At 63.2% G+C, this 21556-nt stretch carries 17 protein-coding genes; 14 read left to right on the top strand and 3 right to left on the bottom strand.

Annotated features, from left to right (window positions below; genetic code table 11):
- Positions 1–3 precede the first annotated feature (3 nt).
- From CAP2UW1_RS16345 to CAP2UW1_RS16335, 3 genes are read left to right on the top strand one after another with little or no spacing between them, the layout of a single operon-like run.
- A complete protein-coding gene (locus CAP2UW1_RS16345) occupies positions 4–1047 on the top strand; it encodes a bifunctional UDP-4-keto-pentose/UDP-xylose synthase (protein WP_015767734.1) in 1044 nt (347 codons plus the stop codon).
- Between the two features lie 15 nt (positions 1048–1062).
- Positions 1063–1986, top strand: coding sequence for a polysaccharide deacetylase family protein (locus CAP2UW1_RS16340; RefSeq protein ID WP_015767733.1), 924 nt, complete (start codon positions 1063–1065; stop codon positions 1984–1986).
- 33 nt (positions 1987–2019) lie between these two features.
- Positions 2020–3342, top strand: coding sequence for a UDP-glucose dehydrogenase family protein (locus CAP2UW1_RS16335; protein ID WP_015767732.1), 1323 nt, complete (start codon positions 2020–2022; stop codon positions 3340–3342).
- 61 nt (positions 3343–3403) lie between these two features.
- On the opposite strand, the gene CAP2UW1_RS25680 is transcribed toward CAP2UW1_RS16335, so the two are convergent.
- The 3 genes from CAP2UW1_RS25680 to CAP2UW1_RS16325 all read right to left on the bottom strand — a co-directional run bounded on the left by CAP2UW1_RS25680 (position 3404) and on the right by CAP2UW1_RS16325 (position 4960).
- A complete protein-coding gene (locus CAP2UW1_RS25680) occupies positions 3404–3547 on the bottom strand; it encodes a hypothetical protein (protein ID WP_015767731.1) in 144 nt (47 codons plus the stop codon).
- 103 nt (positions 3548–3650) lie between these two features.
- Complete coding sequence (locus CAP2UW1_RS16330; protein WP_015767730.1) at positions 3651–4517, bottom strand: SPFH domain-containing protein; 867 nt, start codon at positions 4515–4517, stop codon at positions 3651–3653.
- A complete protein-coding gene (locus tag CAP2UW1_RS16325; RefSeq protein ID WP_015767729.1) occupies positions 4514–4960 on the bottom strand; it encodes an NfeD family protein in 447 nt (148 codons plus the stop codon). The genes CAP2UW1_RS16330 and CAP2UW1_RS16325 overlap by 4 nt, the downstream gene beginning before the upstream one ends.
- Positions 4961–5251: 291 nt before the next feature.
- Between CAP2UW1_RS16325 and CAP2UW1_RS16320 the strand changes: the two genes are divergently transcribed.
- The 11 genes from CAP2UW1_RS16320 (at position 5252) to CAP2UW1_RS16270 (ending at position 21546) form a co-directional block, all read left to right on the top strand.
- Entirely contained in the window at positions 5252–6217 is a 966-nt protein-coding gene (locus CAP2UW1_RS16320) for an MBL fold metallo-hydrolase (RefSeq protein ID WP_015767728.1), read from the top strand.
- Between the two features lie 46 nt (positions 6218–6263).
- Positions 6264–7934: an FAD-dependent oxidoreductase gene (locus tag CAP2UW1_RS16315; protein ID WP_015767727.1), complete on the top strand. Its 1671-nt coding sequence runs from the start codon at positions 6264–6266 to the stop codon at positions 7932–7934.
- 12 nt (positions 7935–7946) lie between these two features.
- A complete protein-coding gene (locus tag CAP2UW1_RS16310; RefSeq protein WP_015767726.1) occupies positions 7947–8174 on the top strand; it encodes a DUF2783 domain-containing protein in 228 nt (75 codons plus the stop codon).
- A gap of 64 nt (positions 8175–8238) precedes the next feature.
- Positions 8239–10206 carry an O-antigen ligase family protein gene (locus tag CAP2UW1_RS16305; protein WP_199931491.1) on the top strand — a complete coding sequence of 656 codons (1968 nt, stop codon included), beginning with the start codon at positions 8239–8241 and terminating at the stop codon, positions 10204–10206.
- Positions 10207–10503: 297 nt separating this feature from the next.
- Positions 10504–11886, top strand: a complete 1383-nt coding sequence (locus CAP2UW1_RS16300; protein ID WP_015767724.1) for a TIGR03013 family XrtA/PEP-CTERM system glycosyltransferase — start codon at positions 10504–10506, stop codon at positions 11884–11886.
- A gap of 61 nt (positions 11887–11947) precedes the next feature.
- A complete protein-coding gene (gene prsK, locus CAP2UW1_RS16295) occupies positions 11948–14059 on the top strand; it encodes an XrtA/PEP-CTERM system histidine kinase PrsK (RefSeq protein ID WP_199931725.1) in 2112 nt (703 codons plus the stop codon).
- Positions 14056–15414, top strand: coding sequence for a PEP-CTERM-box response regulator transcription factor (gene prsR, locus CAP2UW1_RS16290; RefSeq protein ID WP_015767722.1), 1359 nt, complete (start codon positions 14056–14058; stop codon positions 15412–15414). Before prsK ends, prsR begins: the two co-directional genes overlap by 4 nt.
- A gap of 41 nt (positions 15415–15455) precedes the next feature.
- Positions 15456–18245, top strand: coding sequence for an XrtA/PEP-CTERM system TPR-repeat protein PrsT (gene prsT, locus CAP2UW1_RS16285; RefSeq protein ID WP_015767721.1), 2790 nt, complete (start codon positions 15456–15458; stop codon positions 18243–18245).
- Between the two features lie 54 nt (positions 18246–18299).
- Positions 18300–19580 (top strand): nucleotide sugar dehydrogenase, encoded by a 1281-nt coding sequence (locus CAP2UW1_RS16280; RefSeq protein ID WP_015767720.1) that lies wholly within the window; start codon positions 18300–18302, stop codon positions 19578–19580.
- Positions 19568–20638 carry an SDR family oxidoreductase gene (locus CAP2UW1_RS16275; protein ID WP_015767719.1) on the top strand — a complete coding sequence of 357 codons (1071 nt, stop codon included), beginning with the start codon at positions 19568–19570 and terminating at the stop codon, positions 20636–20638. The genes CAP2UW1_RS16280 and CAP2UW1_RS16275 overlap by 13 nt, the downstream gene beginning before the upstream one ends.
- A complete protein-coding gene (locus CAP2UW1_RS16270; RefSeq protein ID WP_015767718.1) occupies positions 20635–21546 on the top strand; it encodes a transglycosylase SLT domain-containing protein in 912 nt (303 codons plus the stop codon). Before CAP2UW1_RS16275 ends, CAP2UW1_RS16270 begins: the two co-directional genes overlap by 4 nt.
- Positions 21547–21556: the final 10 nt, after the last annotated feature.

Genomic DNA, 21556 nt, shown 5'->3' with positions numbered 1-21556 from the left:
CCCATGAAAAAAGTCCTCATTCTCGGCGTCAACGGCTTCATCGGTCATCATCTCTCGCAAAGCATCATCGCCAGCACCGACTGGGAGGTCTATGGCATGGACCTCAACAGCGAGCGTGTCGCGGACCTGTTGGGCCACGAGCGCTTCCATTTCTTCGAGGGCGACATCACCATCAGCAAGGAGTGGATCGAGTATCACGTGCGCAAGTGCGATGTGATTCTGCCGCTGGTGGCGATCGCCACGCCGGCGACTTATGTCAAGGAGCCGCTGCGGGTTTTTGAACTGGACTTCGAGGCCAACCTGCCGATCGTCCGCCAAGCGGTCAAATACCGGAAGCGCGTCATCTTTCCTTCGACTTCCGAGGTGTACGGGATGTGCCAGGATCCCGAATTCGATCCCGAGAATTCGCCACTGGTCTACGGCCCGATCAACAAGCCGCGCTGGATCTACGCCTGCGCCAAACAGATGATGGATCGCGTGATCCACGCCTACGGCCAGCAGGAGGGTTTGCAGTACACGCTGATCCGCCCCTTCAACTGGATCGGCCCCGGCCTGGATTCGATCCACACGCCAAAGGAAGGCTCGTCGCGGGTGATCACGCAGTTCCTCGGCCACATCGTGCGCGGCGAACCGATCAAACTGGTCGACGGCGGTGCGCAGAAACGTTCCTTTACTTACGTGAGCGACGGCATCGACGCCCTGATGAAGATCATCGAGAACAAGGACGGCGTCGCCAACGGCAAGATCTACAACATCGGCAATCCGAAGAACAACTACTCCATTCGCGAACTGGCGACGCTGATGCTGGACCTGGCCAGGGAGTACCCGGAATACGCGGCCTCCGCCGCCCGGGTGAGGGTCCTGGAGACCTCCTCCGCAGAGTACTACGGCTCGGGCTACCAGGATACGTTTCACCGGGTGCCCAAAATCGACAACACCCGGACCGATCTGGGCTGGGAGCCGAAGGTCCGTTTCGAGGACGCGCTGCGGGGGATTTTCGAAGCCTATCGGGGTGACGTGGCCGAAGCGCGCAAGTTGATGGATTGACGATAGTCACGGCGCATGCCTCAACTCGTCCTCAAAGTCGACGTCGACACGTACCGCGGCACCCGGATCGGCGTGCCGCGCCTGGTGGAACTGCTGCGCCGTTACGCTGCCGACGCTACCTTTCTCTTCTCCCTGGGTCCCGACCACACCGGCCGCGCGATCAAGCGCGCCTTCCGTCCGGGCTTCATGCAGAAGGTGTCGCGCACGTCGGTGCTCTCCCATTACGGACTCAGGACTCTGATGTACGGTACCCTGCTGCCGGGACCGGACATCGGCCGGCGTTGCGCCGACCTCCTGTGCGGCGTCCGCGATGCCGGCTTCGAGACGGGCATCCACTGCTGGGACCACATTTCCTGGCAGGACGGCGTCCGCGGCGAGGGTCCGGCTTGGACGGAACGGGAGATGGTGCTGGCCGCTGACCGCTACGCCGCTCTCTTCAAGGCTGCTGCCACCGTCCATGGTGCAGCCGGTTGGCAGATGAATCTGCACGCCCTGCGCCTGATCCGGGATCTGCGCTTTACCCACGCGTCCGACTGTCGCGGCTGGCGGCCTTTCATCCCGGTGTGGAATGGCGAAGAGGTCAACGTCCCGCAACTGCCCACCACCCTGCCGACGCTGGACGAACTGATTGGTGTGGATGGGCTCGACGAGACAAACGTCCACGAGCACCTCCTGTCGCTGACGCGGGAAGCTCCTGCCACCGGCCACGTATTCACGCTGCACGCCGAGCTGGAGGGCATGAAGCTGTTGCCTGTGCTCGAAAAGCTGCTCCTGGGCTGGCAGCAGCAGGGCTATACGCTGGCTGCCTTGCGCCAACTGCGCGCGGAGCTGGACCCGGTGACGCTGCCTCGCCACGAGATAGTCTGGGGCACGGTGCCGGGTCGCTCTGGCGAACTCCTGGTGCAGGGAGCCGAGATACGCCGAGAGGCTTTGCGTTGATTCGCAGCGTTCGGCTGCAGGAGGGGGATTGACATGAAAATCACGGTCATCGGTACCGGCTACGTGGGGCTGGTTTCCGGCACCTGTTTGGCCGACGTCGGCAATGACGTTCTCTGTCTCGACCTCGATGCTGAAAAGATTCGCCTGCTTCAGGAAGGGAGTATCCCGATTTTCGAGCCAGGCCTCGAGTGGATGGTCAAGCGTAACGTGGCGGCTGGTCGCCTGCGCTTTACCACCGATATCGAAGAAGCCGTGGACCATGGTTTGCTGCAATTCATCGCCGTCGGCACGCCCCCGGATCAGGACGGTTCTGCCGACCTGGATAGTGTGATGGCGGGCGCGCGCAATGTCGGTCGCTTCATGACGGAGTACAAGGTCGTCGTGAACAAATCCACGGTGCCCGTGGGCACGGCCGAACAGGTAAGCGCCGTCATTGCCGATGAGCTTGCTCAGCGTCGGCTGACCATCGAATTCAGCGTCGTTTCCAATCCCGAGTTCCTGAAAGAGGGCGCTGCTGTTGACGACTTCATGAAGCCGGACCGTATTGTCGTCGGCGGTCAGGACGCTCGTGCCCTGGACCTGATGCGCGAGCTATACGCCCCCTTCCAGCGTAACCACGAGCGTTTGCTGATCATGGATGTGAAAAGCGCGGAGTTGACCAAGTACGCCGCCAACGCGATGCTGGCGACACGCATCAGTTTCATGAACGATCTGGCGAACCTGAGCGAAAGTCTGCAGGCGGATATTGAACTGGTGCGCAAGGGCATTGGTTCCGACCCCCGGATAGGTTTCGACTTCCTGTACCCCGGCGTCGGTTACGGCGGCTCATGCTTCCCGAAAGACGTACAGGCCCTGCTGCGCACGGCGCGCGCCGCGGGTCATGAACTCAAGGTGGTGCAGGCGGCGGAGGAAGTCAACCAGGCCCAGAAGGCGGTGCTCACGCAAAAGATCGTCAAACGCCTCGGCGAGGACCTGTCGGGCATGACGATCGCTCTCTGGGGCCTGGCGTTCAAACCCAACACCGACGACATGCGTGAGGCGCCCAGCCGCGTGCTCATCGCGGACCTGTTGGCGCGGGGTGCGCGCGTCCGGGCCTATGATCCCGCAGCGACGCGTGAGGCACAGCGCATCTTTGCCGGCGAAACGCGCATCGAGTTTGCCAGCATGCCGATGGAGGCCCTCAAGGGTGCCGATGTATTGGCGATCGTCACGGAGTGGAAGGAGTTTCGCGCCCCGAATTTTGCGGCGATCAAGTCGCTGCTCAAGACGCCGGTGATATTCGACGGCCGCAATCTCTACGATCCCGCAGTGCCCCGCCGGGCGGGGCTTGAGTACTTTTCGATCGGTCGTCGGTAGCGCTGGTCCGCGCCTGGGCCGTCGCACTCGTCCCGCCTGGGATTGGCCGACGGCAGCGACGCTACTTTTCGTTGCGCCAGTCGCGCAGGGTGTCCCGGCGTGGCAGGGGAGGCGCCTTGTCGCCGCCGCGGGTCCTGATGAGGGGGATCGCGGCGCCGAGAACGAAGACGACACACAGACCAAAGACGATCCACCCGGCGTTCATTGCATCGCGCCCGGGAGCAAAGTTCCTGCCCGGGACGGGCGGCAGGTCGTCGCGGTGAACGCGGTGCGCTCGACGACCCAGGTGGCCGCATCGCCACAGCGGCTCACGGTCCGCTCCCGGGCAAGCGCTGGAAGAGTCCGCGCAGGGTACTCTGCAGATCGGCCGGCAGGAGCACGAGCTTGGCGTTGTCGGACTCGGCGATCCGCGTGAGGCTGGTTATGTATTTTTCGCCGAGTAGGTACAGCATCGGCAGTTCGTTGTTGCCGAACGCCCCATTGACCTTGGTGATAGCCTGCGACGATGCCTCGGCGAGGGTAACCTGGGCTTCCGCATCACGCTTGGCCGATTCCAGGCGCGCTTCGGCGGTCAGGATCATCGACTGTTTTTCGCCTTCGGCGCGCGTCACCATGGCCTTGCGCTCGCGCTCGGCCGAGGCCTGCATTTCCATGGCGCGCTGCATCGACTGCGAGGGTTTGATGTCCTGGATCTCGACCGATTTGACGGTCAGACCCCAGTCCAGCGCTTCGTCGGCGACCCCGGCTTTCAGGCGTGCCTTGATGGTGTCGCGTGACGACAGTGCCTGATCCAGCTCCATGTCGCCGACGATCGAGCGCAGGGTGGTCATGATCATGTTGCGAATGGCCTCCGAATAATCCTGGACGCCGTAAACGGCTTTCACCGGGTCGGTGACCTTGATGAAGGCAATGGCGTTGACCACGATCACGGCATTGTCGCGCGTGATCACTTCCTGTTCCTGGACATCGAGAATGATGTCCTTGGTGGTCACCTTGTAGGAGACGATGTCGACGTAGGGAATGATGAAGCGCAGCCCCGGCAGCAGTGTCATGCAATACTTGCCGAGGCGCTGCACGATCCACTCCTCGCCCTGCGGAACGATGCGCACGCCGTAGGCGACGGTGACCGCGACGAACACGAGAAGGACGAGTGAAAAAACGGTCATGCCGGTCATCTTGCTTTCTCCACTTTGATGTAGCTCCCTTCGACGGCGACGGCGCGAACGCGTTCGCCGGCCTGAATCGTCGTTTCCGAATAGCATTCCCAGGAATCGGAGCCGAGAATCGGCTTCTGAAAACGCACCTGACCACGGCTATCCGGGGTGATGCTGGCCACCAGGATGCCGACCTCGCCGGCTACGGTTGCCGCCGAGGTGCCGACTGCGGTCATCGTGCGAGGCTTCAGATAGCGGAACCAGATGGCGACCAGCGCCGCCGACAACGCCGCCCAGAGCAGGATCTGGGTCGAAAAGCCGATGTCGGGTGCGGCTAGCAGGATCAGTCCGACGCCGGCCGCGGCAATCCCGAACCAGACGACAAAGAAGGCGGGGATGGCCATCTCGGCCATCGTCAGGGCGAGTCCGAGGACGATCCAGTGCCACCATTCGGGCGAAAACACGTGCGGTTCCTCCGTTTGCCCGCGCGCGACTGTCGGCGGCAGCGCATCGGCGGAGCGCCTGGATCCGCGGAGCCACGGAGCGGGAAAGCCTGGCGATTAGACGCCATAACGTCGCCGCTGGCAAGTGATGCGGGCGATCCCGGTGGCGGTGGCCACCGGCAGGTGTTCCCGCCGACCGGGGCACCGCGACGCTGCGGTGGGTCGTGTTGGATTGACAGAAACGACCCCGAAAGACAGAATCGCCGAAGGACACGCAGGAGCCAACGCAGGAGCCAACTTTCGGAGCAGCGCATGAACAGTCAATTTGCATCGGTTGCCGATCTGGACGAGAAGCGCACGACTTTCGTCCGGCTGTCCGAGCACTGCTGGGGTTACACCGCCGAGGGTGACCCGAACACCGGCGTCATCATCACCGACGAAAGCGTCCTGATCGTTGACACCCTCGCCACCCCGGTGATGGCGGGGCGCCTGATCGCCGAGATTCGGCGGCTTACCGACAAGCCGATCAAGTACGTCGTGCTCTCCCACTACCACGCCGTACGCGTGCTCGGGGCCGCAGCTTACCGCGGCCAAGGCCTGCAGGAGATCATTGCCAGTCAGGGCACCTACGAGTTGATCGTCGAGCGAGGTGCGCAGGACATGCAATCGGAGTACGAGCGCTTCCCGCGCCTGTTCCAGGCGTTCGAGTCGATCCCGGGACTGACTTGGCCAACGCTGGTCTTCCGGGAATCGCTGACGCTGTGGATGGGCGGCCTGGAGGTCTGCGTGATGCATCCCGGTGCCGGCCATACCCGGGGGGACACCGTCGTCTGGGTACCGTCCGAACGCGTGCTGTTCTCCGGGGACCTCGTGGAATGCGATGCCGCGTGCTATACCGGCGACGCGCAGCTGGCGGACTGGCCGGCGACGCTGGCGGTGATCCGCGCGCTCGGCGCCGATAAGCTGCTGCCGGGGCGCGGACCGGCGCTGACGAGCCCGGGCGAAGTGGCCAGGGGTCTCGACTACACCAGCGATTTCGTCGGCACCCTGTTTGCGTGTGCGAGGGAAGCCGTCGCCGCCGGAATGAACCTCGAGCAGGCGATGGCGCATACACGCCGGGCGATGGATCCGAAGTTCGCGCATGTCTTCATCTACGAGCATTGCCTGCCCTTCGACGTGGTCCGCGCCGTCGATGAAGCGAGCGGCATCAGCCATCCGCGGATCTGGACCGCCGAGCGTGACAAGGAAATGTGGCACGCACTGCAGGCAAAGGGCTGAGGCGCGACGCCGCCGCCGAGCGATACAGAAAGATCGGAACCGATCCGTGCTGAGTACCTACGGGCATCCGCAGTACGCCTATGTGCCGCCAGTCGAATTGCGTGCAGGGGCGACGCGACGGTACGCGGTGGTTGTCGTCGGCGCCGGCCCAGTCGGTCTGGCGGCGGCGATCGATCTGGCGCAGCGCGGAACCCCCGTGCTGCTGCTCGACGACGACGACACGGTTTCGGTCGGCTCGCGCGGCATCTGTTACGCCAAACGCGCGCTCGAAGTGCTCGACCGGCTTGGCGTCGGCGATGGCTGTGTCGCCAAGGGCGTCAGTTGGAACGTCGGGCGAACCTTCTTTCGCGACGACGAGGTCTACAATTTTCAGCTGTTGTCGCAGCCGGATCACAAGCGTCCGGGAATGATCAACCTCCAGCAGTACTACCTTGAAGAGTTTCTCGTCAAACGCGCACAAGAGCTGCCCCTGGTCGATCTGCGCTGGAAGAACAAAGTCGTCGCCGTGTGCCAGAGTGACGACCTGGCGACGCTGCAGGTGGAGACGCCGGACGGGGTTTACGCGCTCGAGACCGACTGGTTGATCGCTGCCGACGGGGCCCGCAGCAGCCTCCGCCGGATGCTCAACCTCGAGGTCGAGGGCAAGGTCTTCATGGACCGTTTCCTGATCGCCGACGTAGTGATGAAGGCCGATTTTCCTGCCGAGCGCTGGTTCTGGTTCGACCCGCCGTTTCACCGCGGGCAATCGGTGTTGCTGCATCGGCAGCCCGACAATGTTTGGCGTATCGATTTTCAGCTCGGCTGGCAGGCCGATCCAGAGGAAGAGAAGAAGCCTGAGCACGTGATCCCGCGGATCAAGGCGATGCTCGGTGACGATCGTCAATTCGATCTCGAGTGGGTCAGCGTATATACCTTCCAGTGCCGGCGGATGCGGGATTTTCGTCATCGGCGGGTGCTGTTCGTCGGCGACGCGGCGCACCAGGTCAGCCCTTTCGGCGCGCGCGGCGCGAACTCGGGAATCCAGGACGCCGATAATCTGATCTGGAAACTCAATCTGGTCCTCGATCGTAAGGCACCCGAAACGCTGCTCGACAGCTACGCCGAAGAACGCGAGTTGGCCGCTGACGAGAACCTGATGAACTCGACGCGATCGACCGAGTTCATCACTCCGGGTAGCAGTGCTTCGCTGACGTTTCGCAACGCCGTGCTCAGCCTGGCGGGCAGGTATCCCTTCGCGCGCGCCCTGGTCAACTCGGGCCGCCTGTCGGTGCCGTCCGTCCTTGAGGGGTCGTCGCTGAATACGCCTGACTCGGAATGCTTTCGCGGCGAGATGATCCCCGGTGCGCCGATGGACGACGCACCGCTGCGTGAGGCCGGACGCGAACTCTGGCTGCTCGACGCCGTGCGCGACCGCTTCATGTTGTTGTGCTACGTCGATACGCCGGCTGCCGTCGATGCGACGACCCTGGCGGCGCTGGCACCACTCGGTGCGGCGCCGGTCGCCGTCGAGGTCGTGCTGGTGGCCGCTCGCGACGGCGTGGCACCGGGGGGCTTGCGCGTCCTCGAGGACAGCGCCGGCCGTTATGCCGAACGTTACGATGCCAGGAACGGTACGGCCTATCTGGTGCGCCCCGATCAGCATGTCAGCGCGCGCTGGCGCACGATCGACAGCGAACGGGTTCTTGCCGCCCTGGCGCGTGCAATCGGCAGGGTCTGAGAGGAAGTCCCCATGGCGACACTCAACACGGCGGCGAATTTCAGCGATCCGGATAAACGCTACTTTCGCGCCTTTTCTCCCGGTGACGACTTCTATGAGGCATTGATCGACGCGCATCGCGAGCTTTCCGACGCGCAGAGCGCGCTGCTCAATGCGCGCCTGATCCTTCTGCTCGCCAATCACATTGGTGATCTCAACGTAGTGCGTGAGGCCCTGAGTATCGCCCGCGAAGACGTCTAGGAGCCACCGTGATGGCCTGGGCGACGACGGCAGCGGGCCGGCGGGGGCCGTGCGGGGTTGGCTGGTGAACTGGTGGCAGGCCTTGCTGGCGGCACTGGTCGGCGTGCTGGGCGCATTCATTGCCCTTCATCATCCTCTGGCGCCGGTCTTGCTGACCTTCGTCTTTGCGGCCTGGTCGCTGGCGGTTTTCCTGCGTCCGGCGATCTGGCCCTTTGTCTTGCCCGCGCTGCTGCCCGTCGCCGGCTTCGCCCCCTGGACGGGATGGGTCGGCGTCGAAGAGTTCGACGTGCTCGTCCTCGGTGCGGCAACCGGAGCGCATGCGCGCCTGGCGATGGGAGCTACGGGGGAAGGGCAGGCATTTCGCCTGACGCGGATCTGTCTCGGTCTGATGGCCTTGTCCTGGCTGCTGGCGCTCCTGCGCGGCCTCCTGGGCGCGGGCAGCTTCCGCCTGGAGTGGTTTCAGGCCTACGAGGACCCCTTGAACAGCCTGCGTGTCGCCAAGAGCTTCCTGTTCGTTCTGCTGCTCATGTCACCCTTGCGCCAGTTGCTGCAGAGTGCACCGGCGCTGCTTGCCGGGCGTCTGGCGGCAGGAGTGGCGACCGGTCTGGGGCTGGTCAGTCTGTCGATCGTCTGCGAGCGTACCGGCTATCCCGGACTGTTCGACTTCTCAACCCCCTATCGCGCCACCGCGCTATTCTGGGAAATGCACGTCGGCGGTGCAGGACTCGACGCCTTCCTGGTCCTGGCCGTACCCTTTGCGGCCTGTATGGTGCTGCGCGCGCCGACCGCGCTACGCTGGCTGCTCGGTGCGCTGCTCGCGGTCGTCGCCGGCTATGCGTGTCTGACGACCTTCTCGCGCGGGGTCTACCTGGGAGTCGCGGTGGCGCTGACGGCGCTCGCCTGGCGGCTGTCGATAGCGCGGCGGTTACCGCAGGCATCCGTGCCGACTGGGCAAGCAACGCCCGATGCGCCGCTAGCGGCGCCGGAACCCTGGCGGCTATGGGGTGGGCGCGGGTTGCTGCTGGTGCTGGTCCTGGAAGGTGTCGTCGTGCTTGGCTTTGGCGACTTCATGAGCCGCAGACTGGCGGCGAGCGAGAACGATCTGGGAGGGCGCCTGCAGCACTGGCGAGAGGGCCTCAGCCTGCTGCGCGGGCCGTCTGATCTCCTGTTGGGAATGGGGCTCGGGCGGTTTCCGACAGACTATTCGCAAAGCGTGCCGGGGCGCGAGATGCCGGGTCGACTGCGCATCGTCGGCAAAGGCGACACCCGGCACCTGCTCATCTCCGGATCTCGCGACGACACACGCCGTGGGACGTTCGAACTTCTCCAGCGGGCGCCGACCGGCGGCGGGGTGTACGCCGTCGCGATGGACATACGTGCGCCACGAGCAGTCGGACTGAGCATCGGTGTTTGCCGAAGGCATCTGCTGCGTGATGCGGCCTGCGTGCGCACCGGCTTTCTGGTGCCCGATGCGCGCGGCGAATGGCGACACGTCGCCGCATCGTTCACAACTCCGCACGGCGTGGGCGGGGCGTCGCAGCGATTCGGGCTGGGATTCCTGGTGCTGCGCCTCGAAGGGCCGGGCGATCTGGTCGAGATCGACAATCTGAGCTTGCGCGATGCGGCGGGCAACGAACTGCTGCGCAACGGTAACTTTTCGGGTGGGCTGGCGCACTGGTTCTTCGGGGTTCGGCACTACTATCTGCCCTGGCATGTCGACAATCTCTTTCTCGAGGCGCTGATCGACCAGGGAGCAATCGGGCTGCTGTTGCTGCTGGTCCTCATGGCGACGGCGTTTGCCAACCTGCTGCGCGGTCCGGGACGCGAGCACGTCCTTGCGCCCTATCTGCTGGCCGCGCTGGCCGGTGTCGCGACCGTCGGGACGTTTTCCAGCGTGCTCGACATGCCGCGGTCCGCGTTCCTGTTCTTCCTGCTGCTATGCTGTGCTCTGTTCCTCGACGGGCGCGTCGGCACAGATCCCTCTCACGTTCGCCCACTGCCTCGAGAGCACCCTAATGGGTGCTCCGCATAGTATAATAATAGCATAATTGAATTTCTGGTTAGGCATTAAGTAGAATGATTTCAATGTGTTGCGAATGTTTCCTCAAGTTTGTCGAATCGTTTGGATGGCCGGCCAGAGGGCCTGCGTCGGCCGCTTTCCGCAATCGTCAGGTGCTTGTGCATTAGGTCACGGTCTGCAGTTCTCCTGAGTGATAGCCTTCGTTGTGTGAGATTCACGAAGTTTTCTTGACGTGAAACGGCAAGAAATCCCGCCGAGAATCGATCATCAACGAGAAGTTTTCAGGTTCGTACTTGCAAGGGGTCCATCGTGATCAAGGTATTCAATCATTGGTTTCATCGGAAGACTCTTGCCCAGGTTGCCGTCGACCTGATGTTCCCGGTGGTCTGTGTGATGCTTGCGGCCATGTGGATCGGGCGGGGAGGGCAGCCTTCTCTTGACAAGGTGAGTTTCTATGCCGTGGTTTTCGCGCTGACGATGATCATCCTGAACGCCTGGCTGGGTATTTATCAGCGGGTGCATGACCGCACGCGGACGGAGACACAGGCGCGCGCTGTCTTGTCGCTGTACCTCGCCATTCCGCTTGCCTACCTCGTGTTTTCCGTGTTGGCGGTTGCCGAGGTTGATCGCGGGTTCATGCTGCTATCGGGTCTGGCAGCGCTTTTCGCGACGCTGGTGCATCGTGTCCACTCGGCGCACAGCCGCACGGGCTCGCTGTTGAGCCATCGGGTCTTGGTCTTCGGTGTCGGCAAGGAGGCCGAGAACGTCGGCCGTGTGCTGCGCAAGTCGGATCCCGACATTGAGATCGTCGGCTTCTATCCCAGTCCCACAGATACCGAGATCGTTGTTCCTGCCCAGGTTATCCTGTCGCAGGCCATGTCGTTGTCCGACACGGCACATTCCCTGAAGGTCGATGAGATCATCGTCGCGGTGCGTGAGCGGCGGGGTGGCGCGCTGCCCTTGCGCGAACTCCTCGAGTGCAAGCTTTCGGGAGTCAAGGTGCTCGATCTGGCCAGCTATTTCGAACGGGCGCTCGGGCAGATCCGCATCGATTCCCTGCGGGTAAGCTGGTTGATCTTTGGCGAGGGCTTCCGGCAGAGCTGGCGCCGGGCGAGTGTCAAGCGCCTGTTCGACATCGTCGCGGCTTCCTTCCTGCTGCTGCTTTCCCTGCCGGTGATGCTGGTGACGGCGATCCTGATCGTTCTGGAAGACGGTTTTCCGGTCTTCTACCGCCAGGAACGGGTTGGTCTGGACGGGCGCCTGTTCAAGGTCATCAAGTTTCGCAGCATGCGCAACGACGCCGAGAGCGACGGCAAGCCACGCTGGGCGACGGCCGATGACGACCGCGTGACGCGCGTTGGCCGCTTCATTCGCAGGGTGCGGATCGACGAATTGCCGCAACTGTATAGTGTGCTCACGGGCGACATGAGTCTGGTCGGACCACGTCCGGAGCGCCCGTTCTTCGTCGACCAGCTGACCCGTGATATCCCCTTCTATGCCGTGCGCCACAGCGTCAAGCCAGGTGTTACCGGCTGGGCGCAGGTGAGCTATCACTACGGTTCAACGGTCGATGATTCCATCCAGAAGCTGCAGTACGATCTGTACTATGTCAAGAATCACTCGCTGTTCCTCGATTTGGTGATTCTCTTTCAGACGGTCGGCGTTGTGCTGACGGGCAAGGGCGCTCGATGACTCTTCCGCAGGGGGCTGCGGTGCGTCGGCGGGTGGCGACGCGGGAGGATTGCAGGTCGTGATGGACAGCAAAATGGCGATGGTGGCGGCGTGGAGCTACGGTATGGCCGGATTCCTCGCGGCTTTCCTCATGCTCTATCTGGCGTCCGGTTGGCGAACCGGTGGGCGCAGTCGCGCGATGTTTCTTGCGGTTGCCATCTCGGCGGTGTGGGGGATGCTGGGTCTGGCCTTCGCGCTGACCCAGCAAGGCGTCTTTCTTGCCGGCAGCCTGCTCACTGACGCGCTGCGCTTTGGTGGATGGTCGCTATTCCTGCTGATTCTGATCAAGCCGGAGTCCACTGAAGCCGAGCCATGGTCGCGGCGCCTGGGTTGGCTCGGCGGCATGGCCATGCTGCTGACGGTTGCCGGTTTCGGCTCGCAGGCCCTGGTTGTCTTCGGCATCGACTTCCCGGTGCCCACACAACGCGCTGCCTTGTTCGTCTCGCTGGCGATGAGCGTCTTCGGTCTGCTGCTGATCGAACAGCTGTTCCGCAAAGTGTCGCCTGACTTTCGTTGGAGTATCAAACCCCTGTGTCTGGGCCTGGGTGGTGCCTTCCTGTTCGATCTCTACCTGTACTCGGATGCCCTCCTGTTCAACCGGGTGGACGTGGACGCCTTCAGCATTCGTGGCTTTGCGCATGCCCTCGGTTTGCCCCTGGTGGCGCTTGCGGCGGTCCGCAGCCATGACTGGAAACGAAGGTTGGTGATGTCGCAGCGCGCCGCGCTGCAATCGGTGACGCTCCTGATCGTCGGTGTTTACCTGTTGTTCATGGCCTCAGCTGGCTACTACGTCCGTTTCTTTGGTGGCGAGTGGGGGCGGGCCGTACAGATGGCCCTGCTCTTTGCGGCCCTGCTGGTCCTGGTGGCACTGACCTTTTCAGGTTCCATGCGAGCGCGTTTGCGCGTGCAGGTTGGCAAGCATTTCTTCAGCTACCGCTACGACTATCGCGAAGAATGGTTGCGCTTCACGCAGACGCTCTCCGCGCAGGGTGGCTTCTCCGCCATGGGACAGCACGTGGTGCGCGGGTTGGCCGACATGGTCGAGAGCCCTGGTGGTGCGCTGTGGCTGAAGGATCCGTCGGGGCGCTTCTTCGCGCAGGCCGCTTGCTGGAACACGCCAATTTCGGCGGCGACCGAAGATGACGGCAGCCCTCTGTGCAACTTCCTGCTCGATAGCGGCTGGGTGATCAATCTTGAGGAGTACCGTTCTCTGCCACGTCGCTATGATCGCCTCGACCTTCCCTCGTGGCTCGTCGAAGTCCCCAACGCCTGGCTGGTCGTGCCCCTGACGACCGGGAACGAACTGATCGCTTTCGTCGTGCTGGCGACTGCGCGAACCAGGATCGACGTGAACTGGGAAGTCAATGACCTGCTGAAAACTGCTGCGCGGCAGGCCGGCGCCTTTCTCGGGCAGATGCAGGCCAGTGAAGCGCTTCTCGAAGTCCGGAAGTTCGATTCCTTCAACCGCATGTCGGCGTTTGTCGTTCATGATCTGAAGAACATCATTGCGCAGTTGTCGTTGATGCTCAAGAACGCCGAGCGTCATCGCGACAACCCGGAGTTCCAGAAGGACATGCTGATGACCGTCGAACACTCGGTCGAGCGCATGCGGCAATTGATGATGCAATTGCGCGAAGGCGCGACACCGCTCGACGGACCGCGCGGTATCGATCTGGCTGATGTGATGCGTCGGATCCAGAACGCCAAGTCCGGCCAGGGGCGGGATGTGGAACTGAACATCGAGGAGCGCCTGGTCGCGCGCGGGCACGAGGACCGGGTCGAACGGGTGATTGGCCATCTCGTGCAGAACGCTCTGGACGCCACCGATCCCGATGGGCGCGTCTGGGTCAGGCTGGCGCGGCAAGGAACGAATGCTCTCGTCGAAGTCGGCGATACCGGCCATGGAATGAGTCCGGAATTCGTCCGCGAACGTCTGTTCAAGCCCTTCCAGACGACCAAACCGACAGGGATGGGAATTGGCGCCTACGAGAGTTTTCAGTACGTCCATGAACTGGGCGGCAAGCTGTCGGTCGATAGCGCCGTTGATGTCGGAACGCAGGTGAGCCTGCTACTGCCACTTTTTGATGCCGGCAGCGGAGCAAAGTCCGCCAGGCCACCTAAGGAGTCTGAATGAGTTCGGAGAAGTTGCCTCACCTGCTCATCGTCGAGGACGATCGAGCGTTGCAGAAGCAGATCCGCTGGGCGTTCGACCAGTACGAAACACTGACCGCCGATGACCGTGAGAGCGCACTGGTGCAGGTGCGACGTTATCAGCCGCCGGTAGTGACGATGGATCTCGGCCTGCCCCCGGACGCCGATTCCGTCTCCGAAGGCTTCAAGTTGCTCGAAGAAATGCTCACCCTGGCGCCGGACACCAAAATCATCGTCCTGACCGGCCAGAACGATCGGGCCAACGCGCTTCGCGCCGTTGCGCTCGGTGCCTATGACTTCTTCGCCAAGCCGTTCGAAATCGAGATGCTCGGTCTGACGATCCAGCGTGCCTATCGGCTATACGAGTTGCAACAGGAGAACAAGCGACTGCAGGCAATGCAGCAGCCCGATGTCCTGTCGGGTTTGCTCACCCGCGATCCGGAGTTGCTGCGTGTGTGTCGCACGATCGAGCGAGTGGCGGTTACCGATGCGACGGTCCTGCTGCTCGGCGAGAGCGGAACCGGCAAGGAACTTCTCGCGCGCGGCGTGCACGAGTCATCGCCTCGGCGTCGCGAGCGGTTCGTGGCCATCAACTGTGCGGCAATTCCCGAGAACCTGCTCGAGAGCGAGCTTTTTGGCTACGAAAAGGGGGCGTTTACGGGTGCGGCCAAGACGACTCCCGGCAAGATCGAAACCGCCAACAACGGCACGCTGATGCTGGACGAGATCGGCGACCTGCCGCATTCGCTGCAAGCCAAGTTGCTGCGCTTTCTGCAGGAGCGCGTCATTGAACGCATCGGTGGTCGGCAGGAAATCCCGGTCAATGTGCGCATCGTTTGTGCCACGCACCAGAATCTCAAGTCCCTGATCGCCGAGGGGCGTTTCCGCGAGGATTTGTTCTATCGACTGGCGGAAATTGTGGTAAATATCCCCCCGTTGCGCGCTCGCTCTGGCGACGCCGCATTGCTGGCACACGCTTTCGTAAGACGCTTTGCCGAGGAACAGAATCGTGGTGGCATCAGTCTGCGCGAAGATGCCCTACGGGCGATCGACGCACATTCCTGGCCGGGCAATGTGCGGGAGCTTGAGAACTGCATCAAGCGCGCGGTCATCATGGCCGACGCCAACCAGATCACTGCCGATGACGTGGGCTTGTCTGGCGCTGGGGACAACGAGAAGGGCGTGCTGGATCTGCGCCATGCCCGCGACGACGCGGAAAGGCGGGCAATCATCGCCGCCCTGGCGCGTGCCGACGGCAATGTCGTCAAGGCCTCGGAGCTGCTGGGGGTTAGCCGTCCCACGCTGTACGACCTGATGCATCGATTTGGACTCAAGTAGGGTTTTTCCAGAGCACATCCATCCACTCCACGAGGGCAACCATGAATACTGGTAACTCCATGAGCGGGCTGCGCAAAGCAACCGTCTCGGCACTGCTGGCGACTCTTCTCCTGGTGGGCTGCGGGGGAGAGAAGCCGGAGGCGATGCTGGCGTCGGCCAGGGAATACCTGGCCAAGCATGATCACAAGGCGGCCGCCATCCAGCTCAAGAACGCGTTGCAGAAGAATCCCGAACTGGCCGAGGCACGTTTTCTGCTCGGCAAGGCGCTGCTCGACGGGAGCGATCCAACGGGTGCCGAGATCGAGTTCCGGCGGGCGCTGGAGTTCAAGTATCCCGCCGACCAGGTGACACCGCTGTTGGCCAGGTCCATGCTGATGCGGGGCCAGGCCGACAAGGTGATCAAGGAATTCGGCAAGGCTGAACTCTCTTCGCCCGAGGCCAGGGCCGACCTGCAGACCGCGCTTGGCCAGGCCTATCTGATGCAGAGCAAGCCGGACCTGGCGGAGGCGGCGTTTGCGGCGGCGCTGCTTGCCCAGCCCGGCTATCCATCGGCATTGATGGGGCAGGCGAGGATGAAGGCCGGCCGGGGCGACTTGCCAGGGGCAGTGGCGCTGCTCGACGTGAGCCTGGAGAAATCGCCCAAACTTTACGAGGCCTGGCAACTCAAGGGCGACCTGCTGGCGGCACAGGGTGACAGCGCCGGGGCGATGGTCGCGTATCGGAAGGGTCTCGAGATCAAGCCGGACAATCTCTCGGCGCACTCGGCAATCATCCGCGGACTGCTCGCCGAGGGCAAGCTCGATGAGGCCGTGAAACAACTCGACGCGATGAAGAAGGTCTCGGCCAATCATCCGCAGACCCAATACCTGCGGGCGATGGTAGCTTACCAGCAGAAGAACTATCCGGTCGCCCGGGAAGCCGTCCTGCAGATGCTCAAGGCGGCGCCGGAGAGCCCTTATGGTCTGCAGCTGGCCGGGCTGATCGAGTACGAGCTGAAAGCCTATCCGCAGGCCGAGGCCTATCTGCAGAAAGCGCTTCCGCGAACACCCGAACTCGGCATTGCGCGGCGCGTGCTGATTGCCAGCTACCTGCGTGATGGCCAGCCGGGCAAGGCGATGAATGTCATCGAGCCGGTCCTCGACAAGATCGACAAGGATTCGAACATGCTGGCACTTGCCGGCCAGGTATTCATGCAGAATGGTCAGGTCGACAAGGCCGGGACCTACTTTGCCAAGGCGGCCGCCCTCGATCCCAAGAACACGGGCAAGCGCACTTCTCTGGCGATGGTCAATCTGGCCAAGGGTGACAGCGATGTGGCGTTTCGCGACCTCGAACAGGTGGCGGCTGCCGACACCGGTAATCGCGCGGATCTGGCGCTGATCGCCGCCCACCTGCAGCGCCGCGAGTTCGATCAGGCCCTGAAGGCAATTGCTTCCCTCGAGAAGAAGCAGCCGGACAACCCTCTGACGCACAACCTGCGGGGTACGGCACTGCTCGGCAAGCGCGACATGGCCGGCGCCCGCAAGAGCTTTGACAAGGCCGTGGCGCTTAATCCCGCCTACTTCCCGGCAGCGGCCAATCTGGCCAACCTGGATCTGGCGGAGAAGAAGCCCGACGAGGCCCGGAAGCGTTTCGAGGCGGTGCTGGCCAAGGATCCGAAGAGCATACAGGCGCTCCTGGCGCTCGCCCAGATGCGTGCCAAGGCGGGTGGCAGTACCGAAGAAGTGGCCAGTCTGATCAACAAGGCAGTGACGGCAAATCCGACCGAGCTGGCACCGCGTCTGGCGCTGATCGGCCTCTACCTGGGCAAGAACGAGGTCAAGAGTGCCCTTTCAGCTGCCCAGGATGCCGTTGCGGCGCTCCCGGACAAGCCGGAGATCCTCGACGCCGCCGGACGCGTTCAGCAGGCGGCCGGTGACTTCAATCAGGCGCTGGCGACCTACGGCAAGCTGGCCGCGCTCAAACCGGATTCCCAGCTGGCCTACCTGCGCATGGCCGAAGTCGAGGTGGCGGCGAAGAACAAGGATGGCGCGCGGCAGAGCCTGCAGAAGGCGCTCAAGGTGAAACCGGATTCGCTCGAGGCACAGCGCGGAATCATCATGCTCGACCTCGACGCCGGTCGTCTCACTGACGCCCTGACCGTTGCCCGGGACGTGCAGAAGCAGAGGCCGAAAGAAGCCATCGGCTACATCTTCGAGGGCGATGCGCAGGCCTCGAAGAAGGCCTGGGCGGAAGCCGTCAGCGCCTATCGCGCCGGGCTGAAGTCGGCGCCTGCCGACGGCGGCGAACTGGCGCCGAAGCTCCACTGGGCATTGCTGGCCGGTGGCAACGCCGGCGAGGCCGACAAGTTTGCCGAGACCTGGCTCAAGGATCATCCCAAGGATGGACGTTTCCGTCTCTATCTGGCGGAGTCGGCAAGCGGCCGCAAGGATTACGCCGGCGCGGCCAGGCAATATCGCGCCCTGCTCGAGACGCAAGCAAACAACCCCGCGGTGCTCAACAATCTGGCCTGGGTCGCCGGGCAGCTCAAGGACCCGAAGGCGATCGAGTATGCCGAGAAAGCGAACAAGCTGGCGCCCAATCAACCGGCACTGATGGATACACTCGCCACTCTGCTGGTCGACAAGGGGGACACGGCGCGCGGCCTCGATCTGTTCAAGAGGGCCCTGGAGACGGCTCCGCAGGCCGCGGCGATTCGTCTCAACTACGCCAAGGCCCTGATCAAGGCCGGGCAGAAGAACGAGGCCAAGAACGAGTTGGAACAGATCGCGAAGCTTGGCGACAAGTTCCCGGCGCAGGCCGAAGTCGCGCAGTTGCAGAAAGGCCTGTAGCCGTCCAGGACACCGCTGCGGGTACAACAACAACACTCTCAGGATGGGAAGTTAATGACTATAGTTGCTGTGGTTGGTTTGGGGTACGTTGGTCTGCCTCTCGCCGTCGAATTTGGCAAGAAGGGTCGGACCATTGGGTTCGATCTGTCGGCAAGCAAGGTGGCGCATTATCGGCAGCATGTCGACCCGACGGGCGAGGTAAGCAGCGCCGATCTGGCGGCAGCGGTGCACCTCGAGGTCGGCACGGATCCGGCCGCCCTCGCCGAGGCGGATTTTCTGATTGTCGCCGTGCCGACGCCGGTCGACCAGGCGCATCAACCCGATTTCGCACCGCTGATCGGCTCGTCGGAAGCGGTCGGCAGGAACCTGAAGCGGGGCGCCACCGTGGTCTTCGAGTCGACGGTCTATCCCGGCGCGACCGAGGAAATCTGTATTCCGATCATCGAGAAGCATTCGGGAATGAAGTGGAAGAAGGATTTCTTCGTCGGCTATTCGCCTGAGCGGATCAACCCGGGCGACAAGGAGCGGACGCTGACCAGGATCGTCAAGGTGGTCTCCGGGGATACCCCGGAAACCCTCGAACGGGTCCGCGAGGTGTATGCCAGCGTGATCACCGCCGGCGTCTATCCGGCGTCCAGCATCAAGGTGGCCGAGGCCGCCAAGGTCATCGAGAACACCCAGCGCGATCTCAACATCGCCCTGATGAACGAGTTGGCGATCATCTTCGACCGCATCGGCATCGACACGCTCGAAGTCCTCGAAGCCGCCGGCAGCAAATGGAACTTCCTGCCTTTCCGCCCTGGCCTCGTCGGCGGCCACTGTATCGGCGTCGATCCCTACTACCTCACCCACAAGGCCGAGATGCTCGGCTACCATCCGGAGGTGATCAATGCCGGGCGTCGCATCAACGACGGGATGGGCAAGTTCATCGCCGAGCAGACGGTCAAGCAGATGATTCGCAATGGCTGGCAGGTCAAGGATGCGCCGATCATCGTGCTCGGCCTGACCTTCAAGGAGGACTGCCCGGACCTGCGCAACTCGCGCGTCATCGACGTGATCCGCGAACTCGAGTCGTATGGCGCCAGGGTGTTCGTGCATGAACCGGTTGCCGATGCCGACGAAGCTCGGCACGAGTATGGCGTCGCATTGACCGATTGGGACGATCTGCCGCAGGCGGCGGCAATCGTGGCCGCCGTTGGCCACCGCCAGTTCAAGGAGCGGCCGCTGACGGATTATGTCGGCAAGTTGCAGCAGCGTGGTGTCCTGACGGACGTCAAGAGCATGTTCAACGAGGCCCAGCTGGTATCGCAAGGGGTAACGGTGTGGCGTCTCTGAGTTCTTCTCTTTCCCCCTTCGCGGTCCTCGGCAAGCGGCTGACGGCGCAGCCGGCGCGCTGGCTGGTGACCGGAAGTGCCGGCTTCATCGGCTCGCATCTGGTCGAGTCGCTGCTTCGACTCGACCAGACCGTCGTCGGGCTCGACAACTTCGCCACCGGTCATCGCCGCAACCTCGACGAGGTTCGCTCGCTGGTGACCCCGGCGCAATGGTCGCGCCACCGTTTCGTCGAGGCCGACATCTGTGACCTGGACGCCTGTCGCGAGGCGTGCCGCGGCATTGACTTCGTGCTCCATCAGGCGGCGCTGGGCTCGGTTCCGCGCTCGCTGGCCAATCCCGTGGCGACCAATGCCGCCAATGTGGACGGCTTCCTGAACATGCTCGTCGCGGCGCGTGATGCCGGGGTCAGGCGTTTCGTCTATGCGGCGTCGAGTTCCACCTACGGTGATCATGAGGCGTTGCCGAAGATCGAAGAGCGCATCGGTCGGCCGTTGTCCCCGTACGCGGTGACCAAGCTGGTCAATGAGCTCTACGCCGAAGTGTTTGCGCGCTGCTATGGCCTGGCGCCGATCGGTTTGCGGTATTTCAACGTTTTCGGCGCCCGCCAGGATCCGGAAGGTGCGTACGCCGCGGTGATTCCACGGTGGACGCGGGCGATGCTTCTTGGCGAGGAGGTGAAGATCAACGGCGACGGCGAGACCAGCCGTGACTTCTGCTTCGTCGACAATGCGGTGCAGGCAAACCTGCTGGCGGCGACGACCGACGATCCGGCGGCGGTCAATCAGGTCTATAACGTCGCGGTCGACGATAGAACATCGCTGAATCGGCTGTTCGACATGCTTCGCGATGCGCTGTCCGACTTCCGGCCTGACGTACGCTCGCTGCGGCCGGTGTACGGCGGCTTTCGGCCCGGCGACGTCCGTCATTCGCAGGCCGACATCGACAAGGCCAGGCGTCTGCTCGGCTACCTGCCGAGCCACCGGCTCGAAGACGGGGTACGCGTGGCGATGCCGTGGTATGTTTCCCGTTTTGCTGTCGCCGACGAGGTCTGTCGATGATACCCGCCTGCTTCCGCTGCCCGGCCCTGGTGCGCCAGGGTTCTCTGCTGCTCTGCGGCCTGCTGAGCATGGCAGCCTTCGCTGCCGGAGAAGCTCCCCGCGAGGCGGATGCCGAGCGCTTGCTGGCGCTGCGCAAGGAAGCCCTGGCGCACGAGCATGGCGAAGGCGTCGCCAAGGATCCCGCACGCGCGGCCAAACTGTACTGCGACGGCGCCCGTGCCGGCGATCCCGAAGCCCAGTTCAGTCTCGGCTGGATGTATGCCAACGGCCGTGGCCTCGAACGCAATGACGCGCTGGCTGCGTACTTTTTCGATCTGGCGGCGAAACAGGGACACGCGCAGTCGCAGAAAATGAAGCGTTTCGTCGGCGATCCGACCAGCGAGGTGCCGGAGTGCATGCGACCGGCACTGCCTGTCGACGACGGCCAGGATGTCATCGTGCCGAGCAGCGAAACCCAGAGGCAGGTCGTTGGCCTGGTCAACCAGTTGGCGCCCGAGTACGGTGTCAGTCCGCGGCTGGCCCTCGCCGTCATCCGGGCCGAATCCAACTTCAACCCGGCGGCACTGTCGAACAAGAATGCACAGGGCCTGATGCAGTTGATCCCCGATACCTCGGCGCGCTTCAACGTCAAGAAGCCGTTCGACCCGGAGCAGAACCTGCGTGGTGGTCTGGCGTACCTGCGCTGGTTGCTGGCCTATTTCGAAGGCGATGTCAGCCTGGTGGCCGCGGCATACAACGCCGGCGAGGGTGCGGTGAATCGTTACCGTGGCGTGCCTCCGTATGCGGAGACGCGTGGCTACGTCAAACGGATCATCGGCCTGTTCAAGCGTGACGATCATCCTTACGACTCCAGGGTCACGACTCCCTCTCCGGAGTTGCCGCGGATTCGCTTGACCAAGGGCTCCTAGAGCGCATGCG

The organism is Candidatus Accumulibacter phosphatis, assembly GCF_000024165.1.
Lineage (GTDB): Bacteria > Pseudomonadota > Gammaproteobacteria > Burkholderiales > Rhodocyclaceae > Accumulibacter > Accumulibacter phosphatis.
The sequence above is the reverse complement of the archived record's forward strand: the minus strand, read 5'-3'. Positions and strand labels throughout refer to the sequence as shown.